The organism is Gordonia sp. (in: high G+C Gram-positive bacteria) (genome assembly GCF_052106715.1).
GTDB lineage: Bacteria > Actinomycetota > Actinomycetes > Mycobacteriales > Mycobacteriaceae > Gordonia.
On sequence record NZ_JBQEDL010000010.1, the window covers coordinates 61,101 to 82,296 of the forward strand.

General features: G+C 66.9%; 14 protein-coding genes (1 of these 14 running past the window's edge). 11 read left to right on the forward strand and 3 right to left on the reverse strand.

The genetic code is table 11. The features are described from left to right. The 7 genes from ACTIMF_RS07145 to ACTIMF_RS07175 form a co-directional block, all read left to right on the forward strand. Positions 1–9,493, forward strand: the 3' portion of a protein-coding gene (locus ACTIMF_RS07145; RefSeq protein WP_442349588.1) for an amino acid adenylation domain-containing protein. Its footprint begins 2,624 nt before the window's first position; 9,493 of the gene's 12,117 nt are visible here — the last part of the coding sequence; its start codon lies beyond the left edge, outside the window; its stop codon occupies positions 9,491–9,493. Positions 9,494–9,589: 96 nt separating this feature from the next. Next, positions 9,590–9,811: an MbtH family protein gene (locus tag ACTIMF_RS07150; protein WP_442349589.1), complete on the forward strand. Its 222-nt coding sequence runs from the start codon at positions 9,590–9,592 to the stop codon at positions 9,809–9,811. 264 nt (positions 9,812–10,075) lie between these two features. After that, the gene (locus ACTIMF_RS07155) at positions 10,076–10,426 is read left to right on the forward strand and encodes a hypothetical protein (RefSeq protein ID WP_442349590.1); all 351 of its coding nucleotides are present in this window, start codon (positions 10,076–10,078) and stop codon (positions 10,424–10,426) included. A gap of 133 nt (positions 10,427–10,559) precedes the next feature. Next, on the forward strand, positions 10,560–11,849 hold the full coding sequence (locus tag ACTIMF_RS07160) for a sensor histidine kinase (RefSeq protein WP_442349591.1): 1,290 nt from the start codon (positions 10,560–10,562) through the stop codon (positions 11,847–11,849). After that, a complete protein-coding gene (locus ACTIMF_RS07165) occupies positions 11,846–12,907 on the forward strand; it encodes a hypothetical protein (protein ID WP_442349592.1) in 1,062 nt (353 codons plus the stop codon). Before ACTIMF_RS07160 ends, ACTIMF_RS07165 begins: the two co-directional genes overlap by 4 nt. Next, entirely contained in the window at positions 12,904–14,073 is a 1,170-nt protein-coding gene (locus ACTIMF_RS07170) for an ATP-binding protein (RefSeq protein ID WP_442349593.1), read from the forward strand. The genes ACTIMF_RS07165 and ACTIMF_RS07170 overlap by 4 nt, the downstream gene beginning before the upstream one ends. Continuing rightward, positions 14,058–15,140 (forward strand): hypothetical protein, encoded by a 1,083-nt coding sequence (locus ACTIMF_RS07175; RefSeq protein ID WP_442349594.1) that lies wholly within the window; start codon positions 14,058–14,060, stop codon positions 15,138–15,140. The genes ACTIMF_RS07170 and ACTIMF_RS07175 overlap by 16 nt, the downstream gene beginning before the upstream one ends. A 10-nt stretch (positions 15,141–15,150) precedes the next feature. On the opposite strand, the gene ACTIMF_RS07180 is transcribed toward ACTIMF_RS07175, so the two are convergent. Both ACTIMF_RS07180 and ACTIMF_RS07185 read right to left on the reverse strand, forming a co-directional pair. Then, entirely contained in the window at positions 15,151–15,693 is a 543-nt protein-coding gene (locus ACTIMF_RS07180) for a DUF4878 domain-containing protein (RefSeq protein WP_442349595.1), read from the reverse strand. Positions 15,694–15,788: 95 nt separating this feature from the next. Beyond that, positions 15,789–16,541, reverse strand: a complete 753-nt coding sequence (locus tag ACTIMF_RS07185; protein WP_442349596.1) for an acetoacetate decarboxylase family protein — start codon at positions 16,539–16,541, stop codon at positions 15,789–15,791. A gap of 186 nt (positions 16,542–16,727) precedes the next feature. Here ACTIMF_RS07185 and ACTIMF_RS07190 point away from each other — a divergent pair, with 186 nt between their 5' ends. From ACTIMF_RS07190 to ACTIMF_RS07205, 4 genes are all read left to right on the forward strand, one after another. Continuing rightward, positions 16,728–17,393: a LuxR C-terminal-related transcriptional regulator gene (locus tag ACTIMF_RS07190; protein ID WP_442349645.1), complete on the forward strand. Its 666-nt coding sequence runs from the start codon at positions 16,728–16,730 to the stop codon at positions 17,391–17,393. A gap of 153 nt (positions 17,394–17,546) precedes the next feature. After that, positions 17,547–17,897, forward strand: a complete 351-nt coding sequence (locus ACTIMF_RS07195; RefSeq protein ID WP_442349597.1) for a LuxR C-terminal-related transcriptional regulator — start codon at positions 17,547–17,549, stop codon at positions 17,895–17,897. Positions 17,898–17,944: 47 nt separating this feature from the next. Further along, positions 17,945–19,168, forward strand: a complete 1,224-nt coding sequence (locus ACTIMF_RS07200; RefSeq protein ID WP_442349598.1) for a sensor histidine kinase — start codon at positions 17,945–17,947, stop codon at positions 19,166–19,168. Further along, on the forward strand, positions 19,153–20,193 hold the full coding sequence (locus ACTIMF_RS07205) for a hypothetical protein (RefSeq protein ID WP_442349599.1): 1,041 nt from the start codon (positions 19,153–19,155) through the stop codon (positions 20,191–20,193). Before ACTIMF_RS07200 ends, ACTIMF_RS07205 begins: the two co-directional genes overlap by 16 nt. Before the next feature lie 3 nt (positions 20,194–20,196). Here the strand turns inward: ACTIMF_RS07205 and ACTIMF_RS07210 are convergent, their stop codons facing one another. Then, positions 20,197–21,192, reverse strand: a complete 996-nt coding sequence (locus tag ACTIMF_RS07210) for an ABC transporter substrate-binding protein (RefSeq protein ID WP_442349600.1) — start codon at positions 21,190–21,192, stop codon at positions 20,197–20,199. Positions 21,193–21,196 lie beyond the last annotated feature (4 nt).

A 21,196-nucleotide genomic window follows, 5' to 3' on the forward strand; every position in this document is an offset into this window, starting at 1 on the left:
CTTCGCAGGGCGTGGTCAACGCGCGCTCGACCCGCTCGTGGGCATGTTCGTCAATACCGTTGTCTTGCGGTCGCAAGTGGATACGACTGATTCGTTCGCTGATCACCTTGCGGCGATTCGGAACACCGATCTCGCAGCGTTCGCGCATGCAGACGCGCCGTTCGAGGCGGTCGTCGACGCAGTCGATCCGGTGCGTAGCGAGGCCTTCGCGCCGCTGGCCCAGGTGTGGCTGTCCGTCGAGGACGGGGCTACCGGCGACACCGCCGTCGACCTGCAGGACCAACTGACCGTAGAGCCATTCGACAGCGGTCCGGTGATCGCCAAAGTGGACTTGTTGTTCGGTGTCAACACTGCTCAGGCGGGAGAGCCGTGGAGCGGTTCAGTGGTCTACGCAACCGATCTGTTCGACGAGACGACCGTCGACGCGACCGCTGCGCGACTCACTCGTGTCCTCGCCGCAGTCGTCCGCGACCCGGACGTTCTCGTCGGCGACATCGAGATGTTGAGCGAGTCCGAGCACGCTCAGATCGAGGAATGGGCGGGCATCCACACGTTCCGTATCCGTCCGGACGGAACTGGAACTCTGGCCGACCTGCTCGAACACTTCGAGTTCGGGTCTATGCACCGTACCGCGGTGATCGACGGCGATCGCACGATCGATTACCGAGAGCTCGCCGATCGGACCAACGTGTTGGCTCGACACCTCATCGAGCTCGGTGTGGGACCGGATGTCGCCGTGGCTGTATCGGTTCCGCGCTCGCTGGAGATGGTGATCATCGCGCACGCGGTGATCACCGCGGGCGGACATTACGTACCCGTCGCGATCGATGCACCAGCCGAACGTGCCCGCTACATCGTCGACACCGCCGGTGCGCAACTGGTCCTCGTGTCCGCGTACGCGCCTGACGTCGCCGACTGGGCGGATCCGGCGACACGAGTCCTCGAGATCGATGCATCCGCGCCGATCGTCGGCGACACGTCTGGAATCACCGATGCCGACCGGATCGCACCGCTGCACGTCGACGACGCGATGTACACGATCTTCACGTCCGGTTCCACCGGGCGCCCCAAGGGTGTGACTGTCTCGCACAGCGCTGCGATGGCGATGCTGCACGCCGATCACCACGACCACTCGTTCACTGCAGACGATGTGGTCCTCGCCGTCCTCGACTTCACCTTCGATCCGTCAGTTCTCGATCTGTTCCGCCCGGCGATCAGCGCCGGGACGCTCGTGATCGTCGGGCAAGGCGAGCAACGCGATCCGTGGGCGATGCGTGCCTACGTGGAGCGGCATCAGGTGACATCGATCATGGTGGTCCCGTCGATGCTGGCGCTGATGCTGACCGAGTTGTCGGATGACGAACTGGCGACCATGCGGTCGATTCGCACCGTGCAATTGGGCGGCGAAGCGCTCTCGCCGACAGTCGCCGACGCCATGCACCGTGCGTGGCCACAGTCGCAGCTACACAACCAGTACGGGCCCACCGAGACCATCGTCTATTCGACGATCGCCGAAATCGGTCCGGGTGCGCAGACCGTGCCGATCGGCCGCCCGACGCTGCACTCCACCGCCCAGATTCTCGATGCCCGGCTGCGGCCCGTCCCAGTCGGGGTTCCGGGCGAGTTGTACCTCGGTGGAAGTCAGATCGCGCGGGGATACACCGGACGGTCGGGACTGACCGCCGAACGCTTCGTAGCAGACCCCGCTGGCCTGCCCGGGTACCGGATGTACCGGACAGGTGACGTGGTTCGCTGGGCCGCCGACGGACAGATCGAGTACCTGGGTCGCATCGACTTCCAGGTGAAGCTGCGTGGACAGCGCATAGAGCTCGGCGAGATCGAATCGGTGATTGCAGCGGCTCCCGGCATCCGCGAGGTGGCTGCCGAAGTGGTGGATATGGCGCCCGGTGGCCAGAGTCTGGTCGCATACGTGACGGCACGACCCGACACCACCGAGGCCGACCTCCGCGACTTCGCATCCGAGCACCTGCTCCAGTTCATGCGCCCGGCGATCTGGATGCTGCTCGACGACATGCCGGTGAACGCGGCGGGCAAGGTAGACCGGAGGCGGTTGCCCGAACCCGTCGTCACCGAGTTCGAGTACGTCGGTCCCGCGAACCGCGACGAGGAACTCGTCGCCGCGGTGTTCGGCGACATCCTCGGGCTGGACCGGGTCAGCGTCACCGAATCGTTCTTCGATCTGGGTGGCACGTCGCTCAACGCCGCCCGGCTCGCCTCCCGAACGTCTGCGGCCCTCGGTGCGGAGATCCGCATCCGCGACGTGTTCGACGCGACGACCGTCCGTGAACTCGTGGCGGTGTCGGCGGGTCGTACTCCTGCGCTCCCCCCGGTCACGCCGGTCGTGCCGCGTCCGGATCACATCCCGCTCTCGTTCGCGCAGCAGCGCATGTGGTTCATCAATCGCTTCGAGCAGGAGAACAGCACCTACAACCTGCCGAACGTCCTGCGTCTGACCGGACCGCTGGATCTGGACGCCCTTCGGGCGGCGTTCACCGATCTGGTGACTCGTCACGAAGTCCTGCGCACCAGTTTCCCGGCCATCGACGGCGTGCCCGGTCAGGTCATCGGAGCTACGGACACGGTGGCCGAGCGTCTCGACTGGGGGCTCGCCGGATCGATGGCCGACATCGAAGCCGCAGTGACCACCGGGTTCGATCTGTCACGCGAGTGGCCGATCCGTGTTCGGATCTGGCCGGTCAGCGTCGACGAACACGTGCTCGCAATCGTCGTCCACCACATCGGAGCCGACGGCGAGTCGTTGCGACCGCTGATCGGTGATCTTGTGGCCGCGTACATCGCGCGACGCGGGGGACTGGCTCCGGAATTCGTTCCGCTCGAAGTCCAGTTCGCCGATTACGCCATCTGGCAGCATCAGGTCCTCGGGTCGCCCGACGACCCGGGCTCCGTGGCCGGCCGTCAGCTCGACTACTGGCGTGACGCACTCGCCGGCATTCCCGATCTTTTGGAACTGCCGTACGACCGTTCGCGCCCGAAGGTGGCGACCGGGCAGGGTGCGGCAACCGGATTCGACATTCCGGCAGACGTCGCACGGCGCATCGAAGCCGTGGCGGGACAGACCGGAGCGACACCGTTCATGGTGTTGAACGCCGCACTCGCGACGCTGCTCGCACGCATGTCGGCAACAGACGACGTCACTATCGCGACGCCGGTCGCCGGCCGGGGCGGTCAGGAACTGGACGCCGTCGTCGGCATGTTCGTGAACACGCTCGTGCTGCGGAGTCGGGTGGATCTCGGCGAGACGTTCGCTGAACTCGTCGTACGCACTCGGTCGAATGCGCTAGCCGCGTTTGAGAACGCCGACGTGCCGTTCGAGACTGTCGTCGACGCGGTGAATCCGGTGCGCAGCGAGGCGTTCGCGCCCCTCGCCCAGGTGATGCTGACGCTCGATCCGGGAGCCGCGGCGCAGTCTGTGGAGATTCCCGTCGGCGACCTCGTGTTCTCCGGTGTCGAGACGGACACCTCGCCGGCTCAGGTGGATCTGACGTTCATGGTGAACTCAGGTCAGACCGGTGAATGGCACGGCGCAGTGGTCTTCGCGACTGACCTGTTCGATGAGTCGACCGCACAGACCTTTGCCGAACGTTTCGTCGCGTTGCTCGACGGGCTGACTGCAGACGTCGATGTGGCCGTCGGGGACGTCCCGATGCTCGACGCAGGCGAGATCTCGGCGCTACGGGCAGTGGAGGCCGGCGAGGATCGGCACGTGCGTGCTGAAGACCTCGCTTCGGCTCTTGCCGACAGTGTGGCCGCGCACGCCGACAGCGACGCCCTTGTGTTCCGAGAGCGGACCGTGACGTACGGCGAGTTCGGTGCACGCGTGAATGTTCTTGCCCGAGAGCTGATCCGCGCAGGTGTGGGCCCCGACGTGGCAGTGGTGGTGTGCATTCCGCGTTCGGTGGAGTTGATGGTCGCCGTGCACGCGGTGGTGGCCGCAGGCGGTCAGTACGTCCCCGTCGACACCGCTGCTCCTGCCGACCGTGTCGAGTACATGATGTCGACTGCGGGCGCGAACGTCGCGCTCGTGCACGCAGGTGCGTCGGTGCCGGGCCCGATAGCTGGTCTGGGCGAGTCGATCACGGTGATGACGGTCGACGCGGGATCGCCCGTAGATCTCTCGGTCGGCCCGGTGACCGACGCTGAGCGGATCGGAGCATTGCGTCCCGCGCATGCCGCGTACACGATCTTCACGTCCGGTTCCACAGGTCGGCCGAAGGGCGTCACGCTGCCGCACGAGGCCGTGGTTAACCGGCTCCGGTGGGGGTTGGACGAGTTGCCGATCGACGGCGACGACCTGGTGGTCCTGAAGACCCCGTATACCTTCGACTGCTCGGTGGCCGAGTTGTTCGCACCACTCATGCAGGGTTCGCGGCTGTTGATCGCGGAGCCGGACGGGCATCTCGATCCGGTGTATATGGCGGACCTGATCGCCGACTCCGGTGCGACGATGGTGCACTTCGTGCCGTCGATGCTCTCGGTGTTCCTGGAGTTGGCCGGGCCGGAGCGATTGGCGCGCCTGGACCGGGTTCGGATCATCTCGACCACAGGTGAGGCTCTGCCTCCCGCGGTGGCGGCGGAGACACGTGCTGCTGTCCCGGGCGCGATGCTCTACAACCTGTACGGGCCGACCGAGGCGGCTGTCGAGATCACCTATCAACGGCTCGACGAGGTCGGCGACACCGTGCCGATCGGTATGCCGGTGTGGAATTCTACGGCGTACGTCCTCGATGGCCGACTCAATCCGGTGGCTGCAGGCGTCCCGGGAGAGTTGTATGTGGGTGGCGTGCAGCTGGCGCGCGGCTACGCGGACCGTCCGGACCTGACGTCCGATCGATTCCTCGCCGACCCGTTCGGCCCCGCGGGGACGCGGATGTACCGCACAGGCGACCTGGTGCGTCGCAATCAGGCCGGTGAACTGGAATACCTGGGTCGCACCGACTTCCAGGTGAAGCTGCGGGGGCAGCGCATCGAGCTCGGCGAGATCGAGGCCGCGATCGCACAGGCGCCCGGTGTGGTGCACACGTCGGTGACCGTCGCGCAGGCACCGGACGGCGGTGAGCACTTGGTCGCCTACGTCGCCGGGGCTCCGGGAGAGCTCCTCGATCTGGATACGATTCGGTCGGCCATCGCGACGCCGTTGCCGGAGTACATGCGTCCGACGGTGTGGATGCCCCTTGATGAGATTCCGCTCAACAGCGCGGGCAAGATCGATCGCAAGTCGTTGCCCGCGCCGGAGTTCTCAGCCGGGGAGTATGTGGCGCCGGAGACCGCGGACGAGGAGGCCGTCGCAGGCGCGTTCGCGGACGTTCTCGGTGTGGACCGAATCGGTGTCACGGACAGTTTCTTCGATCTGGGCGGCAACTCGTTGTCGGCGATGCGTCTGGCCGCGCGGGCCGGTGACGCGCTCGGCGTCCAGGTCTCGGTTCGGGACGTGTTCGAGGCGCCGAGCGTCCGCGAACTCGTCGCAGCGACGGCCGGTCGTATGAGTGGTCTACCGCCGGTGACCAGGGTGCAACCTCGGCCCGAGCTGATCCCGTTGTCGTTCGCCCAGCAGCGGATGTGGGTCATCAACCAACTCGACGCCGGATCCGGGATGTACAACATCCCCGCGGTTCTGCGGCTCACCGGCAGCCTGGACGTTCCGGCACTCCGCGCTGCGATCGGCGACCTGGTGGTGCGGCACGAGGTGCTGCGCACCACCTTCCCGCAGCGCGACGGGTCGCCCTATCAGCGCATCGCCCCCGAAGTCGATGCAGTGCAGCAGGTCGACTGGGCCGTCGTCGACGGTCAGTCCGGAATCGAACGCGCCGTCGGCACCGGGTTCGATCTGGAGAACGCGTACCCGTTGCGCGTCCGTCTGTGGGAGGTCGCCGACGGCGAGCACGTGCTTGCCGTGGTCGCCCATCACATCGCTGCGGACGGCGAATCGACAGCACCGCTCGTCGGAGACCTGATCGCCGCCTACTTCGCGCGGACCGCAGGCCATGAACCCGCGTTTGCTCCGCTCGAGGTCCAGATCGCCGACTTCGCGATCTGGCAGCGCACGGTGCTCGGTGACTCCGACGACGAAGACTCCGTCGTCAGCCGGCAGCTTGCGTACTGGAAGGAACGACTGGCGGGACTCCCTTCGGTCATCGATCTCCCGACAGACCGACCGCGACCGGCGATCGCGAGCGGGCGGGGATCGTCCGTCGAGTTCGAGATCCCGGGTGACGTGGTGGACGGTGTCACCGATCTCGCCAACAATGCGCGGACCACGTCGTTCATCGCCGTGCACAGCGCGCTCGCCGTGTTGCTGTCGAGGTTCAGCGGTCAGGACGAGGTCGCGATCGGATCGCCGATCGCGGGTAGAGGCGACCCGATCCTCGATCCTCTCGTGGGAATGTTCGTCAACATGTTGACGCTGCGGACCGACATCGATCCCGCAGCGCGATTCCGAGACGTCCTGGCTGCGACTCACGCCGGCGACGTTGAAGCGTTCGCGAACGCCGACATCCCGTTCGAGGAGATCGTCGACGCCCTCGACGTGGAGCGCTCACAGGCGTTCGCACCGTTGAGTCAGGTGTGGCTCACCGTCGCAGACGAAGGTGTGGACTCGGAGGCATCGATCACCGGGCCGCTTACGGTGGAGCCGGTCGGCACCGAGAACACGCCTGCGAAGGTCGACCTGCACGTGCATATCGCCACTTCGCCGACCGGTCGGTGGCGGGGAAGCATCCTGTATGCCACCGATCTGTATGACGCGACGACTGTGCGCGACCTCGCGGACCGGTTCGTAGAGATGCTCCGCACGGTGGCTGACGACCCGACGGTGGCCGTTCGCGACATCGATCTCGGTGGTACCGAGGGCCTCACTCCGGTATCGGTTGGCGATCCGACGCCGCCGGTGCTGTTGGGCGACCTGTTCCGGGCTGCCGCTCGGCGTGCTCCGGAACGGACAGCTGTCGTCGACGGCTTCGGCGCCGCGTTGTCGTATGCCGAACTGGATGCTCGTTCGAACCGTCTGGCGCGTTGGCTGATCGGCCACGGCGTCGGCCCGGAACGTCCGGTGGCGTTGGCCATCGTCCGATCCGTCGAATTGTTGACGGCGATCTGGGCCGTGGCGAAGACCGGTGGCTGCTATGTGCCGATCGATCCGGAGTATCCGGCCGATCGAGTCGCGGGGATGATCGAGGACTCCGGCGCCGTGATCGGTCTGACCACGGCTACGGCAGGAGACCTCCCGTCTGACGGATTCGACTGGATTCGACTCGACGACAGCGATCTCCGGTCAGCGGTGGACGCGGTGTCGGCGGCAGCTGTGACGCCGAGCGAACTCGTCGCGCCGACGCGGCCCGAGAATCTCGCTTACGTCATCTACACGTCGGGGTCGACGGGGCGGCCCAAGGGCGTCGCCGTCACGCATTCTGGTCTGGCGAACTTCGCGGAGCAGGAGTCGCAGCGACTGGACGCGGGCGACGGATCCGTCGTGCTGGGCTTCGCCTCCCCGAGTTTCGATGCGTCGGTTCTCGAATACCTGTTGGCGACGGTCAACGCGGGGACTCTCGTGTACCGGACCGCGGACGCTGTCGGCGGAGCCGAACTGGAGACCCTGATCGCGGACAACGGTGTGACTCACACCTTCCTGACTCCGTCCGTGCTCGCGACCCTCGACCCGCACCGCGTGCCCGGTCTGCGGTCGATCGCAGCGGGCGGCGAAGCGGTGCCGCAGAGCATCGTCGACCGGTGGGCGCCGGTGACGACGATCCGGAACCTCTACGGACCCACCGAGACGACGATCGGCATCACCATCAGCACCGCGCTGGCTGTCGATGTGCCCGTACGCCTGGGTGGCCCGATCGGCGGAGTCGGTCTTACCGTTCTCGACGGACAACTGCGCCCGACGCCTGTCGGCGTTCCCGGCGAGCTGTACGTCTCGGGCCCTGCGCTCTCCCGCGGGTATCTAGACCGTCCGGGCTTGACCGCCGATCGTTTCGTGGCCGACCCGTATGGTCAGCCGGGCGACCGGATGTACCGGACCGGCGACGTGGTGCGGTGGCAGCGGACCGCCGTCGGGTCGCTCACGCTTGAGTACACCGGACGGTCGGACGATCAGGTCAAGCTGCGCGGCCTGCGCATCGAACTCGGCGAGATCGAATCGGCGCTGACCGATCATCCGGCCGTGCGGTCGGCCGTCGTCGTCGGAGTCGGCGGCTCGGTCGCCACCGAGCTCGCCGCCTACGTGGTTCCGGCCGACGGCACTGAGGTCGATGTCGACGACCTGAAGGAGTTCGTCGGCACGAGCCTCCCCGCCCACATGGTGCCGTCGTCGGTCGCAGTACTCGACGCCTTCCCCCTGACCCCAGTGGGCAAGCTCGACAAGCGTGCGCTTCCCGAACCGGTGATCGAGCGGGTCGAGTTCGTGGCACCCGCGACGGAGACCGAGCGAGCGGTGGCACAGGTGTTCGCCGACGTCCTCGACGTATCTGTCGACGAGGTCTCCGCAGCCGCGGGGTTCTTCGATCTCGGCGGCAACTCTCTCGCCGCGGCGCGGGTGGTCTCCCGGCTTCGTGAGGCGGTGGGTGCGGACGTCCAACTCGCTTGGCTGTTCGACGATGCGACAGTGCGTGGTCTTGCTCGGCGGATCGTCGGGGGAGACGCCGGACTGAGCTCGGTCCTGATCGGACTGCGGACCGAGGGCGCGCAGGCTCCATTGTTCTGCGTGCACCCGGCAGGTGGCCTCGCCTGGTTCTTCGGCGGTCTCGTGCCGTATCTGACCGATCGTCCTGTGTACGGGCTGCAAGACCCGCATGTCGTCGCGGGCGAGGCGTCCGTCATCGACGTCCCGACGCTGGCGGCACGGTACGTCGACGAGATTCGCACAGTGCAGCCAGAGGGCCCCTACCACCTGCTCGGCTGGTCGATCGGCGGCACACTCGCCTACGAGATGGCCAGACAGCTACGCGAGGCCGGACAGCGGGTCGGCTACCTCGGCGTCATGGACGCGTCCCTGACCGTCGAAGCGTCGGCAGAACCGAGAGAGGAGATGGCGGCCTCGGATGCGGTCGGCGACCTCCTGGGTAGCTGGCGCGACCTGTTCGATCTCGGCGACGACGTACGCGCGTCCAGTCCGGAGGAGGTCGCGGCGGTGGTCCGTGACCAGATCGCCGGCATGGGCTTGCTCGGCGCAGATCAAGTGGAGCGGGTCATGACCAGCTTCGCGACGTCCGGCCAGATGTTGGAGGGTTTCCGGCCCGAGCGGTATCGCGGCGACGTCCACTACTTCACTGCGACTGCCGATAAGACGGACCCGGACGGGTTCCGCGGTGAATGGTCGACGTACGTCGACGGAAGGATCGAGAACGTCGACGTCCCGACCCACCACCTCGGTATGGCCGACGCCGAAGCGCTGGCGATCGTCGGGCCTGCCGTCGACCATGCCTTGCGGCGGCCAGTTGGTCCCGCACACGATTGACCTGAGATGATGTACTGATACCCGTCGACCTCACCCGTTCGGGGGAGTGCACGCAGATCGACGCGCGGTGTTTGCGCGTTGCTAGGAAGGACTGAGATGACCAACCCGTTCGACGACGAAGACGGCCGCTTCTACGTTCTGGTGAACGAGGAGAATCAGCACTCGCTGTGGCCGACGTTCGCCGAGATCCCGGCAGGCTGGACGAAGGTGTTCGGCGAGGATTCGCGCGCTGCCTGCCTGGAGTACGTGGAGAAGAACTGGACCGACCTGCGCCCTCAGAGCCTCATCGACGCGATGGAAGCGGACAAGTCGGAGTAGCTTCCTGAGAAGAACGGACCGTTTTGAGGTCACGATTCCGTAACGAATCTGCACATTTGAACGACGTGTATCGGAATAGTCGCAGGTCGTGGTATCTGAAAATTCCGAGAGTCAGTTGATCAAATGAACAACACTCTGAGAGTCCGTTGTATGTCCTAGCGGGGTTGCCTTCCCCTAAGTTACGCTGACGTAGGGTAAACAATCACGGCGTCATACCCAGTAACTGCGACGTTTGGGGACGTCGTGAGACGGGAGGATCGGGCGATGAGCACGACCACGCAAAGCATCCGCGAGCAGTGGATCTCAGACTTGTGCGCACATATTGCCGACCGGTCCGAGACCGGTAGCTGGATGGTTGCCGTCCGGTACGGGCGAGACGCCGTCACGTTCGGAGCTCTCACGTCCGCCGTCAACGACTACCGACGCATCGTCGGCGAGCAGGGCATGTCCCTGGAGAGCGCACTCACTGCTGCACTGCTGCACAGCGCGCCGAGCCTCGTCGAACTCGACTCCGTCGACCGCGGCCGCACCCTCAACCAGATGATCCATTGGCTCGGACGAGACGTTGTGGCGACGCCCATCAGCACGACTACGACTCTGCGTTCGGTCGGCTGACCTCCGCACCACGCCTATTTCGGTCCTTCGGTCTGATTCAGACCGGGGGACCGAGTCGTTTCTAGGACATAGTCTCTGCGGACCCCCGCTCATGCGATTATGAGATGTCCCAAACGAGGGGAGTGCGCCGACCGTGTTCACCGACCCGACTCGTGCTCCTCGGGCCTCGTCCTTTCCGCCAGGCCAGACGCCTGAGGCATCTGTCCGAGACCGGCTGATCACACTTCTGAACGGCGGTGAGGACGGCCGCTCGTCCCTGCGCACGTTCCAAGCAGTCGGCTCGGCGATCGTCGGTGGGTCCTACCTCGTCTACCTCGTGGCAGCCAGCGGTTCGTTCGCCAGATTCGGCGATCTCGCCGCACCGTGGTGGCTGCCGATGAGCATCGCCGTCGTGATCGCCAGCGGACTCGGCCTCGCGTGGGTGGGAGTCAGCGGCCGACTCGACTGGCTCCTGCCCGTCGCTGTCTCAGCCGCGATTGCGTACCTCGTCGTCATGACGCTGTGGTTCGTGGCGTGGGGTGGAGTCCCTACGGGGATCGACGAAGGTAGCCCCACGATCGTCGTCTGGTTCACGATGCTCCCCGAACTGGCGTGTGTGGCCCTCGTCCTTGCCGAGCGGCCGGTGCTGGCGTTCGCGAACTTGATCGTCGCGGGAGCGTTGAGCGAAGCCGTCGGATCGTTCGCATGGACCGGCGTGTACGGCTGGGACTCCATACTGCGCACGTTCTGGTCCACAGCGTGGGGAGCGGTTTTCCTGGCAGTGGGCATCGCGGCCGTCTCCTTTGCGTGGCGACTCGACCAGACCCGGTCGGCGACCATCGAGACGGCCCGGGACCTGGTTCGCGAAGACACCCTCGACGTCGATCGACGTCGCGCCGACGCGCTCGTCCACGACCGGATCATCGCGTTCCTACTCGCGCTGCATCCAGGCAGGCCCAGCGCGGCAACGCAGTCGGCCGCGAATGGAGTGCTCCACGAGCTCGACCACTGGTGGGACGCCCCAGACCAGACGGACGTGCGGCTCGACGCCCGCGAATTCGTCGGACGTCTGCGCGCCACCGTCATGCAATTCGGGGACGCGGTCGGTGTCCGCGCCGACATCGACGCCTCCGCGGCCGCCGACTACGACGGCGGCACGACTTCGGCGCTCCTGGACGCGACCGCCGAAGCGGTCCGCAACTTCTACCGGCACGCGGGACGCGACGCGTCATGCGTGGTGCTCGGGCAGATCGGCGACGACGCGATCACCGTGACCGTCGCTGACGATGGAGCGGGATTCGACCCCGAGGGGACTCCGCCGGGCAGAGTCGGTGTCTCCTTCGGTATCACGGGCCGGATGGCGGTGATCCCTGGAGGATCGAGCAGCGTGCTCAGCGCGCCAGGCCACGGCACCCGTGTCCGCGTGCGGTGGGAGCGCCCGTGATCGCCGCGGTCGAAACCCGGGTGGAACGGGCGAGTCTCACGCGAATTCTCATCGTCGGCGTCCTCGCCGTCTACTTCGGGGCACTGGGCGGCTACACGGTCTTCAGTGGAATCGGTGTCGGATTCGACGCCCTGTGCTGGATCGGCATGGGGATCGCCTACCTCCTCTTCGTCGCCGCGACGATCGTCATCAGTGTGTCCGCGGCGGACGATCTGACCGACCGGCGAGCGCGATTGACAGCCGTGTTGATCGTCGCGGCTGTGGCCGCGACGTGGGCGTCGGCAGCCCATGCCCACGCCTCGAGTCTCGGCGACTATCAACCGATGCTGTCGACTGCCACGGTCGTCGCCGTGATCTTGATGTTGCGAGGACGAGTGCTGCTCGTCTGGGCGGTGGTCGGAGCGGATGTGGCGATCGGCCTGATCCTAGGATCGTTCACCGGATCACCCGCGTGGTTCAACGCAGTCCTGCCGCGGGCCAGTCTCACGGTCCTGTTCCTCGCCACCTGCACAGCGGTCCTTCTCGGCCCGCAGATCGCCGAGATGCGCGCTCTCGCCGTGCGGCTGCGTGCGGACGACAAAGACGCACGACACCGCCGTGAGGGTGTCGCCGACCGGGACGATCGGATCCGAAGGATCGACACACGCGTCCGGCCACTCTTGAGCCGCGTGGCGGACGGGCACACGCTGACCGACGACGACATCACCGAGGCGCGACTGATCGAGGCCAAACTGCGTGACGGCATCCGCGGCCGTGCGCTCGACGTGCCTCGGGTGCGGACCGCGGTTTGGGAGGCGCGGCGCCGCGGCGTCTCGGTCTCGGTCCTCGACGACGGCGGTCTCGCAGACCTCGATCCGGACCAGTCGGCGACCGTCATCGACGCAGCGGCCGAAGTCCTCGAAACCGAATTGTCCGACCTGTCCAGCGGCGACGTCGTTGCCCGCATCGCGCCGGCCGGTCGGGAACCGGTCGCCACCATCGTTGTCGCCGCCGGGGCGCTTCGCCGTCGCATCGAACTAGGGGCCGACGGCTTCGTGATGCGCACAGTCGAATCGTGAACGAATACCGGATGCGGCGAGCCGCTGCCTTGACGGTCGCGGTCTGCACGATCGCAGTGTCGGGCGCATCGGTGATCCCGATGATCAAAGGCGCTCAGGTGACAGCGCCCTGGTGGACGCCGATGTCCGTAGTGGCCGTCGTCGGTGCGGCACTCGTGCTGCTCGGCATCGTCGCGTCCGGTGCAGGAGGCCGAGTGGACACCCTCAGGGCGGGAGTCCTCGGTCTCGCAGCCACCGACCTGGCGGTCCTCGCGCTCTGGTTCCCCGCCTGGTCCGGGACAGCGTCGGACGTCGGCGGAACGCCGCCGATCTGGATGGCCAACAACATCGCCCTGCCCGCCGTCGCGCTCGCCACGCTCTTCCCGGCGCGATGGTCGCTCGTATATGCCGTGATCGGTCTCGGACTCCTCGCCGCCGTCCAGCAACGTGTCGGGTTCGGCGGTCAGGGGTGGGAGGCCTACCTCAACCAGGTGATGACGGTGGGCCTGCTCGCCGTGTTTCTCACCATGCTCGGCACTGCGATGCGAATGGCGAGGAATGTGGACGATAGGAGGTCGATGGTGCTCGCCGCAGCCGTAGAGTCGGCGACCTCCGCAGCCCGGACCGCCGAGCGGGCACGTCTGGACGCGGTGGTCCGCGACCGCGTGATCGGAGTGCTCCGCGGCATCGCAATCGGGCGGCCGGATGGTCGCCACCGTGCTCAGGCGATGACCGCACTCGCCGAACTCGATGGGAGCGTCGCAGTGGCCCCGGCGACGGTCGGCCGGATCAGTGCGACAGAGGCCGTCATCCAACTCCGCGAGTCGGTTATCGCCTATGGCGACGATCTGCTCGTCGCCATCGACGCGGACGACGACGTGGCCGATCTGCCCGATGACGTCGTCGACACCCTCAGCGACGCCCTGAGCGAAGCCGTCGGCAACGCCGTCGCCCACGCAGGCCCGCACGCCAGCACGGTTGTCGTCGGACACATCGCAGGAGGCGGCGTGCGACTGCGCGTGGTCGACGACGGCTGCGGCTTCGACCTTGCCGCAGTGGCTCCGGATCGGTCCGGTATCGCCGTCGGCATCACCGGGCGCCTCGCCGCATTAGCGGGTGGACGGGCGGAGATCCGGACCGCGCCGGCCGATGGGACCATGATCTCTCTCGAATGGGTGCGACTGTGACGGTCGACGTCGGAATGCCGGTGATGCTCGGGCTGCGGACCCGGCGGCTCCAGGTGGCGGTCAGGTTCCTGCTCCTGGCCTACGTGGCAGTGCGGGCCACCGCGTTCATCGAGCCGCGAACGGCCACACAATGGATCTTGGAAGGTCTCGGGGCCCTCGGCCTCGGGATGGTGGCCAAGCGGATCCTGATCGGCGACGAGGACCCGCTACCGCATCGACCCACGATTGTCGTAATGGTCTTAGGAGTGGCAGCAGTGACCGCGGCGTGGTGGGCGATACCGTCGACCGCGGACGAGTGGGTGCAGGTCGGCGCACCGCTCGTCGTATTCGCCGTCGTGGCCGGGCTGCTGACGTTGCGCGGCAGATCGGTCGCGGCATGGGCCGCCTGCGCCGTGGTCCTCGCGTCGGCAGTGTGGTGGTCGGTGCGGCACGGCGGGACCGCCGTTGCGGGCGGCCAGCTCACGGTCCGCATGGTGATGGCGCTGCTCCCTGCAACTCTGATGGCGCTGTTAGTCCGTCCGATGGTTCGGCTGACCGGTGCGTTGGAGGTACGACGTGTCGCGGCCGCCCGGTCGGCGGCAGCAACAGAGGCGACGGCCGTCGAACGAACCGAGCGGCTCCGCCGCTTTGACGCGGGTGTGCGCCCCTATTTGCAGAGAGTGGCTGACGGAGTCGAGTTCGACCACGAAGACGTGACCCTGGCTCAACTGTTGGAGCACGACCTTCGGGACTCGATTCGCGGCGCAGGCTGGTGCTCGCCCGAGACGAGAGCGAGTCTGGCAGAGGCCCGCGCTCGGGGTATCGCGGTGCGGGTGCTCGATGACAGCAGTACGAAGCAGTCGACGGACGATGCCGCCGTCCTACACAACGAACTCGCCGCGACCTTGGCCGCGGCGAGTTCGGGGGTGGTGACCGCACGGATCCTGCCCGACGGTCGCGAGGACGTCGCCGTTGTGACGGTGGTGGCCGTCGACGGGGTGACCCGCCGGGTGGCCGCGCGTCGCGGCGACGTCCTCGCCTGGAGCACCGACAGGCCAGTCGACGGGTCGGCTCCAGTGGTTCCGTGATGCTGTCAGATCAGTGACCGTGACTGGTCATCTGTGACGCGAGATCCTCCACAGCCTTCGCGGACAACTTCCAGGTGCCGTCGACGTTGACGTAGGCGAAGTCCATGTCGACGGGTGCAGGTGCGTGCGGCGATTTGACTGCGACGGTGGCGGTGGCCTTCTCGCCGTCGACCTTCACCGACTTCACGGTGTAGATGTCCGGTGTGTAGCCGGCCTTCGACGAGCCCTTCGCGTAGCCGACGAGCGCGGCCTTCACGCCGGGGTTGGTGATCTCGACGATGCCGTCCAGATCGGCTTCGGGGGTCGCCGGATCGACAGCCTTGCGCAGGATGTCCTGTGCCTGAGCGTTGCTCAGCTCGGCCGACTCGCCTGCGGACTCGCCGGTCGACTGGTCGGCAGACGCCGAGGTCGCTTCGGCGGAGGTCGACGCCGAAGCGGTCGAGTCGGCGGAGGTGTCGTCGTCGGACGAGCAGCCGGTCAGGGCGATGGCCGCGCCTGCGGCCAGAGCGACGACACCGACGAGTGGGCGACGCCAAGCGGGGGAGACAGTCATGAGATTCCTTTCCTCGTGTGAGGGAAACCTAACACAACCGAGAATGCGGGGCGTTAGCGCTCCCACCTGCGAAGCATTGCGTACCAGGCCGTTAGTTACTGGCCGACGACGACCGCGTCCTCGAAGGTCATCGCCAGATCTGAGACGGAACTGGTCATGAGTGCGTGCCGGGACAGTTTGAGACGACGCAATTCGTCGGCGATCGGATGGTCGCCTAACCGGAGACTGGCCCCGCCGATCCGGGCGCGCGTGCCGCTCGTGGAGGTGAGCCGCCACGGCGTGCGACGGGTGACGCCGTCGAGCTGCGAATACGACTGCAGTACGGCATCGGAGGCGTTGTCGGGTACGCCGATCCCACGCCGTACCTCGAGGTCGGCGATGAGCTTGCCGTCCTGGCTCACCCGACCGGTCTTGGTCGCCGAATCGTGGTCGACGTCGAAGTCGGCGAGCACCTTGGGGAAACCCCAGATCCCGCGGCCCGCAGCCAGCGTGAACTCGCCGTCGACCGGCAAATGATGGATGAGTGCGTGCGCGTCGCCCTTGATCAACGAACCGAGGGCGGCGAGCGGCGACGGCGTCGCGCGCTCCGGATCCTGCACGAGAAAGCAGACGCCGAACTCGTTGTACGGCCCGAGGTCGCCGTCGACGTAGTCGACGAACACCAGCATGCACATGGTGCGGCCCGGCCGGATTCGGAGCGGGGCGAGTTCGACGTCGCCGCGCGCCGAGATCGCCGAACGGACCGCGGATTCGGCGGCGGAGAAGCCTGCGACGAAGCATCGGGCAGTGCGGATCTGGACGGGCATCGACACGCGAGTGCCGAGAACCTGATGGCTCGAATCGGGCATGACGTCGACGCTAGGCGAACGGGATGCGTCGTGGGGCGCAATGACGCGACTCGCTTCCGCACCGGGCAGAAAGTCCGGCCAAGACGCGACTGGTGCACGAATTGTCGTATGCATCCACTACGTTGAATGGAGGACTTCGACGACATCGTCGGAGTAGGGGAGAACTGTGTGGAGAAGGACGTCGTCATGACGGAGTCGCAAGTGGCAGTGCGCGTGGGGATGGTAGACGACCACCCGTCGCCGGTGTGGGGGATCGACCGAATCCTCGAGCCGCAGCCGGATCTCGAATTCGTCTGTGCCGCAGCGACTGTGTCCGAACTCCTTGCGACCCCCGGCGACCTCGACGTGGTCATTCTCGACCTCAGACTGAACGACGGCACCACTCCGCGGGAGAACGTCGAGCGACTCGCGGAACGAGGCATCGGCACCGTCGTCTACACCTCAGGCGAGCATCCGGACCTGCTGCGTTCGGCTGCGCGCGCAGGCACACTGGCCGTGGTTCTCAAGTCGGCGTCCGAGGAGGAGATTCTGCACGCGGTGCGTTCGGCGGCGGCAGGCGAAGGTGTCATCACCACCGAGTGGGCCGCTGCCGTCGACGGCGACCCCAACCTCGACGCGGTCGACCTCAGCCCGCAACTGCAGCGAGTCCTGACTCTCTATGCATCCGGCGGGACGTCGGCGAGCGTCGGCCGCGAACTCGGCGTCGCACCCGACACCGTCAACGAGTACCTCAAGCGGATCCGACAGAAGTATGCCGACGCCGGTCGGCCCACGCATACCAAACTCGACCTGTTCAAGCGTGCGGTCGAGGACGGGTGGCTGCCGATGCCGCACCGATCGCGCATGGAATGACTCGACTCCCGGTGATCTGACAATTTGGTGTCACTAGATCTGGGTCTACCGGACGGTGTCGTGTGTTCGTACGGTTGTATACGAGCCTGACGCGGTCTGCCCCAATCAGGCGTTTCGCACTTTTTGGTCGGGTTTTCATAGGAGGACTGACGCATGACCGTCGCAGACATCAGGCCGATGGCCGCATCGATTGATGCGTCCCTCGCCGTTGTGGGTCCCGCCACGAAGGCGCCGCTCGGCGCACCCGCGTACTTCGCCGTCGCCGACACCGCTACGGTGCGGCCCTCGCTGTCGCGCCGTGAAGTAGAGGTGCTGCTCGCGTGGCTCGTCGCCGACTCGAAAGAAGACGCGGCAGCCCGCCTGTTCATCTCGGCGTCGACGGTGAGCACGCACATCTCGCGGATCCGCGCCAAGTACGGGGCCATCGGGCGTCCCGCTCCGACCAAAGCGCACCTGCTGGCCCGCGCACTGCAGGACGGTTTCACCACGCTCGACGTCTGGTGACGCTCCTTCCGGTGGCGCCGCCGACGACGATCGCCTAAAGGCACTGCGTGGCGAATGTCTCTGCACTCCGACGACTGGCCTCGAAGTCTTCCCCGGAAGACTTCGAGGCCAGCGCTCGTCGTGTGCCCGCATCGGCCGAGCACGACCGGATCCTCGTGGTCATATCCACGATCAACGCGGTTGCCTACCTCGTTTACGCCTTCGTGACGCTGCCGGTCATGGTGACCGAGGCCGATGGCGTCGTCGCACGTTGGTATCCCGTCGTCGGAACGGTCCTTGCATTCGGACCCGGCCTCGCGTTGATCGGTGTCCGGTGGGCGTCCGATCCGCAACGTCGCGCGCTCCTGGCCGGCATCGCCTGCCCGCTGGGCGCCGTCGCGGGCGCCGCAGTATGGGCGACGGCCGGTGTGGCCGACGCTGCCGATCCCGCAGTGTGGATGCTCGACTTCGCGGGTCTACCGGCGGTGGCGGTCGCGGCCGTGCGACCGATGTGCGAGGCACTCGCGGTGCTCGTCGTGTGCAAGGGGTCGGCCGCCTATGTGGCGGTGGCCCACTGTCCCGGAGCCGACGTGGGAGCGATGGCTGGCGAGGCCGTGTTCGGGGTCCTCTTCACGTCGCTGTTCGTGTATGTGACGGCGATGGTGGTGCGGGCGGGCGCCTCGCTGGACGAGTCCCGCTCGGAGACCGCCGATCTGGTGGCTGCGAGCGTCCGCAACGCGGAGCTCGCCAGGTTCGACGGGCTGATTCACGATCACGTCATCTCCACCCTGGTGGCCGTGGCCGCCGACCCGCACGATCCGCGGATCGTCGACCTCGCGACCTCGGCGCTCACCCGCCTTGACGCACTGGCCGATGCAGGCGATGCAGCTGACGAACAGATCTCCGCCGTAGAACTGGTGGGCCGTGTCCGCGCCGCGATCGTCCCAGCCGTCGAGGCCGCCGTCCGGATGGATCCGGACAGCGCACGGGAGTTTCCGTCGTCGATGGTGCGCGCGGTGTCCGAGGCGGTCGCGGAGGCAGTGCGGAATGCGCGACTGCATGCGGGGACCGGCGCCGACATCGTCATCGCCATCGAGGTGAGCGACCACCGCGTGTCGGTGGTGGTCGCCGACGACGGCGTCGGATTCGATCCCGACGCCGTCGCCAACGATCGGCTCGGATTGCGGTTGAGCGTCCGACAACGGATGGTCTCGGTGGACGGCGGGCGATCGCGGATCCGCAGTGCACCGGGCGAGGGAACCACCGTGGAGGTCGAATGGACCCGGCCGTGATCGCCGCCGATGCCGAGGCGGCCCGCACGTGGTGGCGCGGCCAACCGCGGGAGGACACATCCGCGATCGTCGGGCTGCTGAGCCCTCGCGTACTGGTCGCGGCCGTCGTCGTCTGGACCGGATTCCTCGCTCTCGGCGTGAGCAGCGGCGACCTGGACCGGCCTGCCGTCTACATCGGTGCGTTCGTCGCGTTGGGGGCGGCGTGGGTCATTGCGCTGCGGGCACCGGGCAGCCCGATCGGCTGGACTTCCGCCGCGGGCGTCGTAATCCTCGAAGCCGCGGCCGCCGTCGGCGTGATCGCGGCCGTGGAACCCGTGATGCGAAGTGGGCTCCTGCCCTGCGCGGGTGCGAGTGCGATAGTCGGCGCGCTGCTGTGCCTGCGCGGCCGGGTGGCGGCCGCTTGGATCTCGTTCGTCGTACTGACCGTCGCGATCGGCGTGACCGGCACAGTCCGCGCAGACTCTTTCGAGTACGTCGAGATCATGGTGCCCGGAAACCTGGGGGTCCTTCTCGTGATGACGGCGTTCGCGGCTGTCGTCGGTCCGCGTGCCGAACAGATCTTCGCGTTGCGCAGGCAGTCGCGCAGGGAGAGCGCGTCGATCACCGCGCGTGCGGTCCGCGATCAGCAGTTGGCTCGTCTGGACGGCCGCGTGCGACCACTGCTGCAGCAGATTGCGGCGGGCGAGACCCTCGACGGCCAGAGCCTCGAGCACTGCAGGCTGATAGAAGCACAGTTGCGCGACCGGATCCGCGCGCCCGGTCTCGATGTGCCAGAGCTCGCGGACGCCGCCTGGGCTGCCCGCCGTCGCGGTGTTCGGGTCCTGTTCCTCGACGACTACACGGCGGCATCGGATCACGACCACGCACGCCGCGCCGACACCGTCCGATCCGCGGCTGTCGCCGCGCTCCGCCAGGCTCCACCGGACGCCGACGTCACGATCCGGCTCCTGCCGTCCGGCCGTGCCGTCGCGGCGACGATCTCCGTCGCCGTCGACGGCACGGTCGACCTGCAGGAATTCTCGTAAGGCCTACCGGTCGGTGATCGCGGCGAGCTTCGGAGTCACGTCGCCGACGGCAATCGCGATCGACTGCGGTGTTCCCGCTGCCAGGCCCTGGTTGATCGGGTCGTTCTCATCGAGGAGTAGCGCACGCTTATCGCGCACCACCGGCAGTGAGTTGATCAGTCGGTCGGATGTGAGGTCGGACAACGGCTTCGAGATCGTCGTGAGCACGGCGGCCTGACTGTCGAGCGCGGTGACCTTCTCGGCCGGAACGTTCACGAAGAAGCCGCTGGTCTTGAGATCCTCGACCGGCTTGTACGGAGCGAATCCCAGCTCGCTGAACACGTCGAAACGTGCGTCTCCCGGGATGTACGCGCCATAGGCGTCACCGAACTTGGCCCCGTAGACGAATGTCTTTCCTGCGAAGCTCGGGTTGGCGTTCTTGGCCTCGGTGATCTTGCTGTCGGTGTCTGCGACAGCGGTCTTCGCCTCTTCGGTCTTGCCGAGGGCTTTGCCGATCACCTCGGTCTGCTTACGCCAGTTGACGGCGAAGTCCGGAGTGCCCTCCGGTGCTGACGCCACCGGAGCGATCTGACTCAGCCTGTCGAAGACCTTGCTGTCGCCGGAGGCCCGGACGTTGAGAATGAGGTCGGGTTCGAGCAGTTCGATCTGCTCGTAATTGTAAGTGGTTCCGGCGTTCTTGATGACGGTCGGAGAGTCGTCGCCGAACTTGTCGGCAGCCCACGACCCGACGCCCTTGTTCTCCTCGCCGAAGCCCATCCAGTCGTAGATTGCGACAGGTTTGACACCGAGGGACAGCGCGATCTCGCCATCGGACCAACCGAGAGCGACGACCCGAAGACCGTCGCCGGATTCGCGAACCTCGGTGGTCGGCCCGCGGTCGACGGAGCCGACGACCTCACCGTCGGACTTCTCCGATGATGACGAGCACCCTGCGGCCACCATCACCACCGCTGCGAGTGCTGCGCACACCGCCAACAGCCTCGTTCGTGATCTCACCATGATT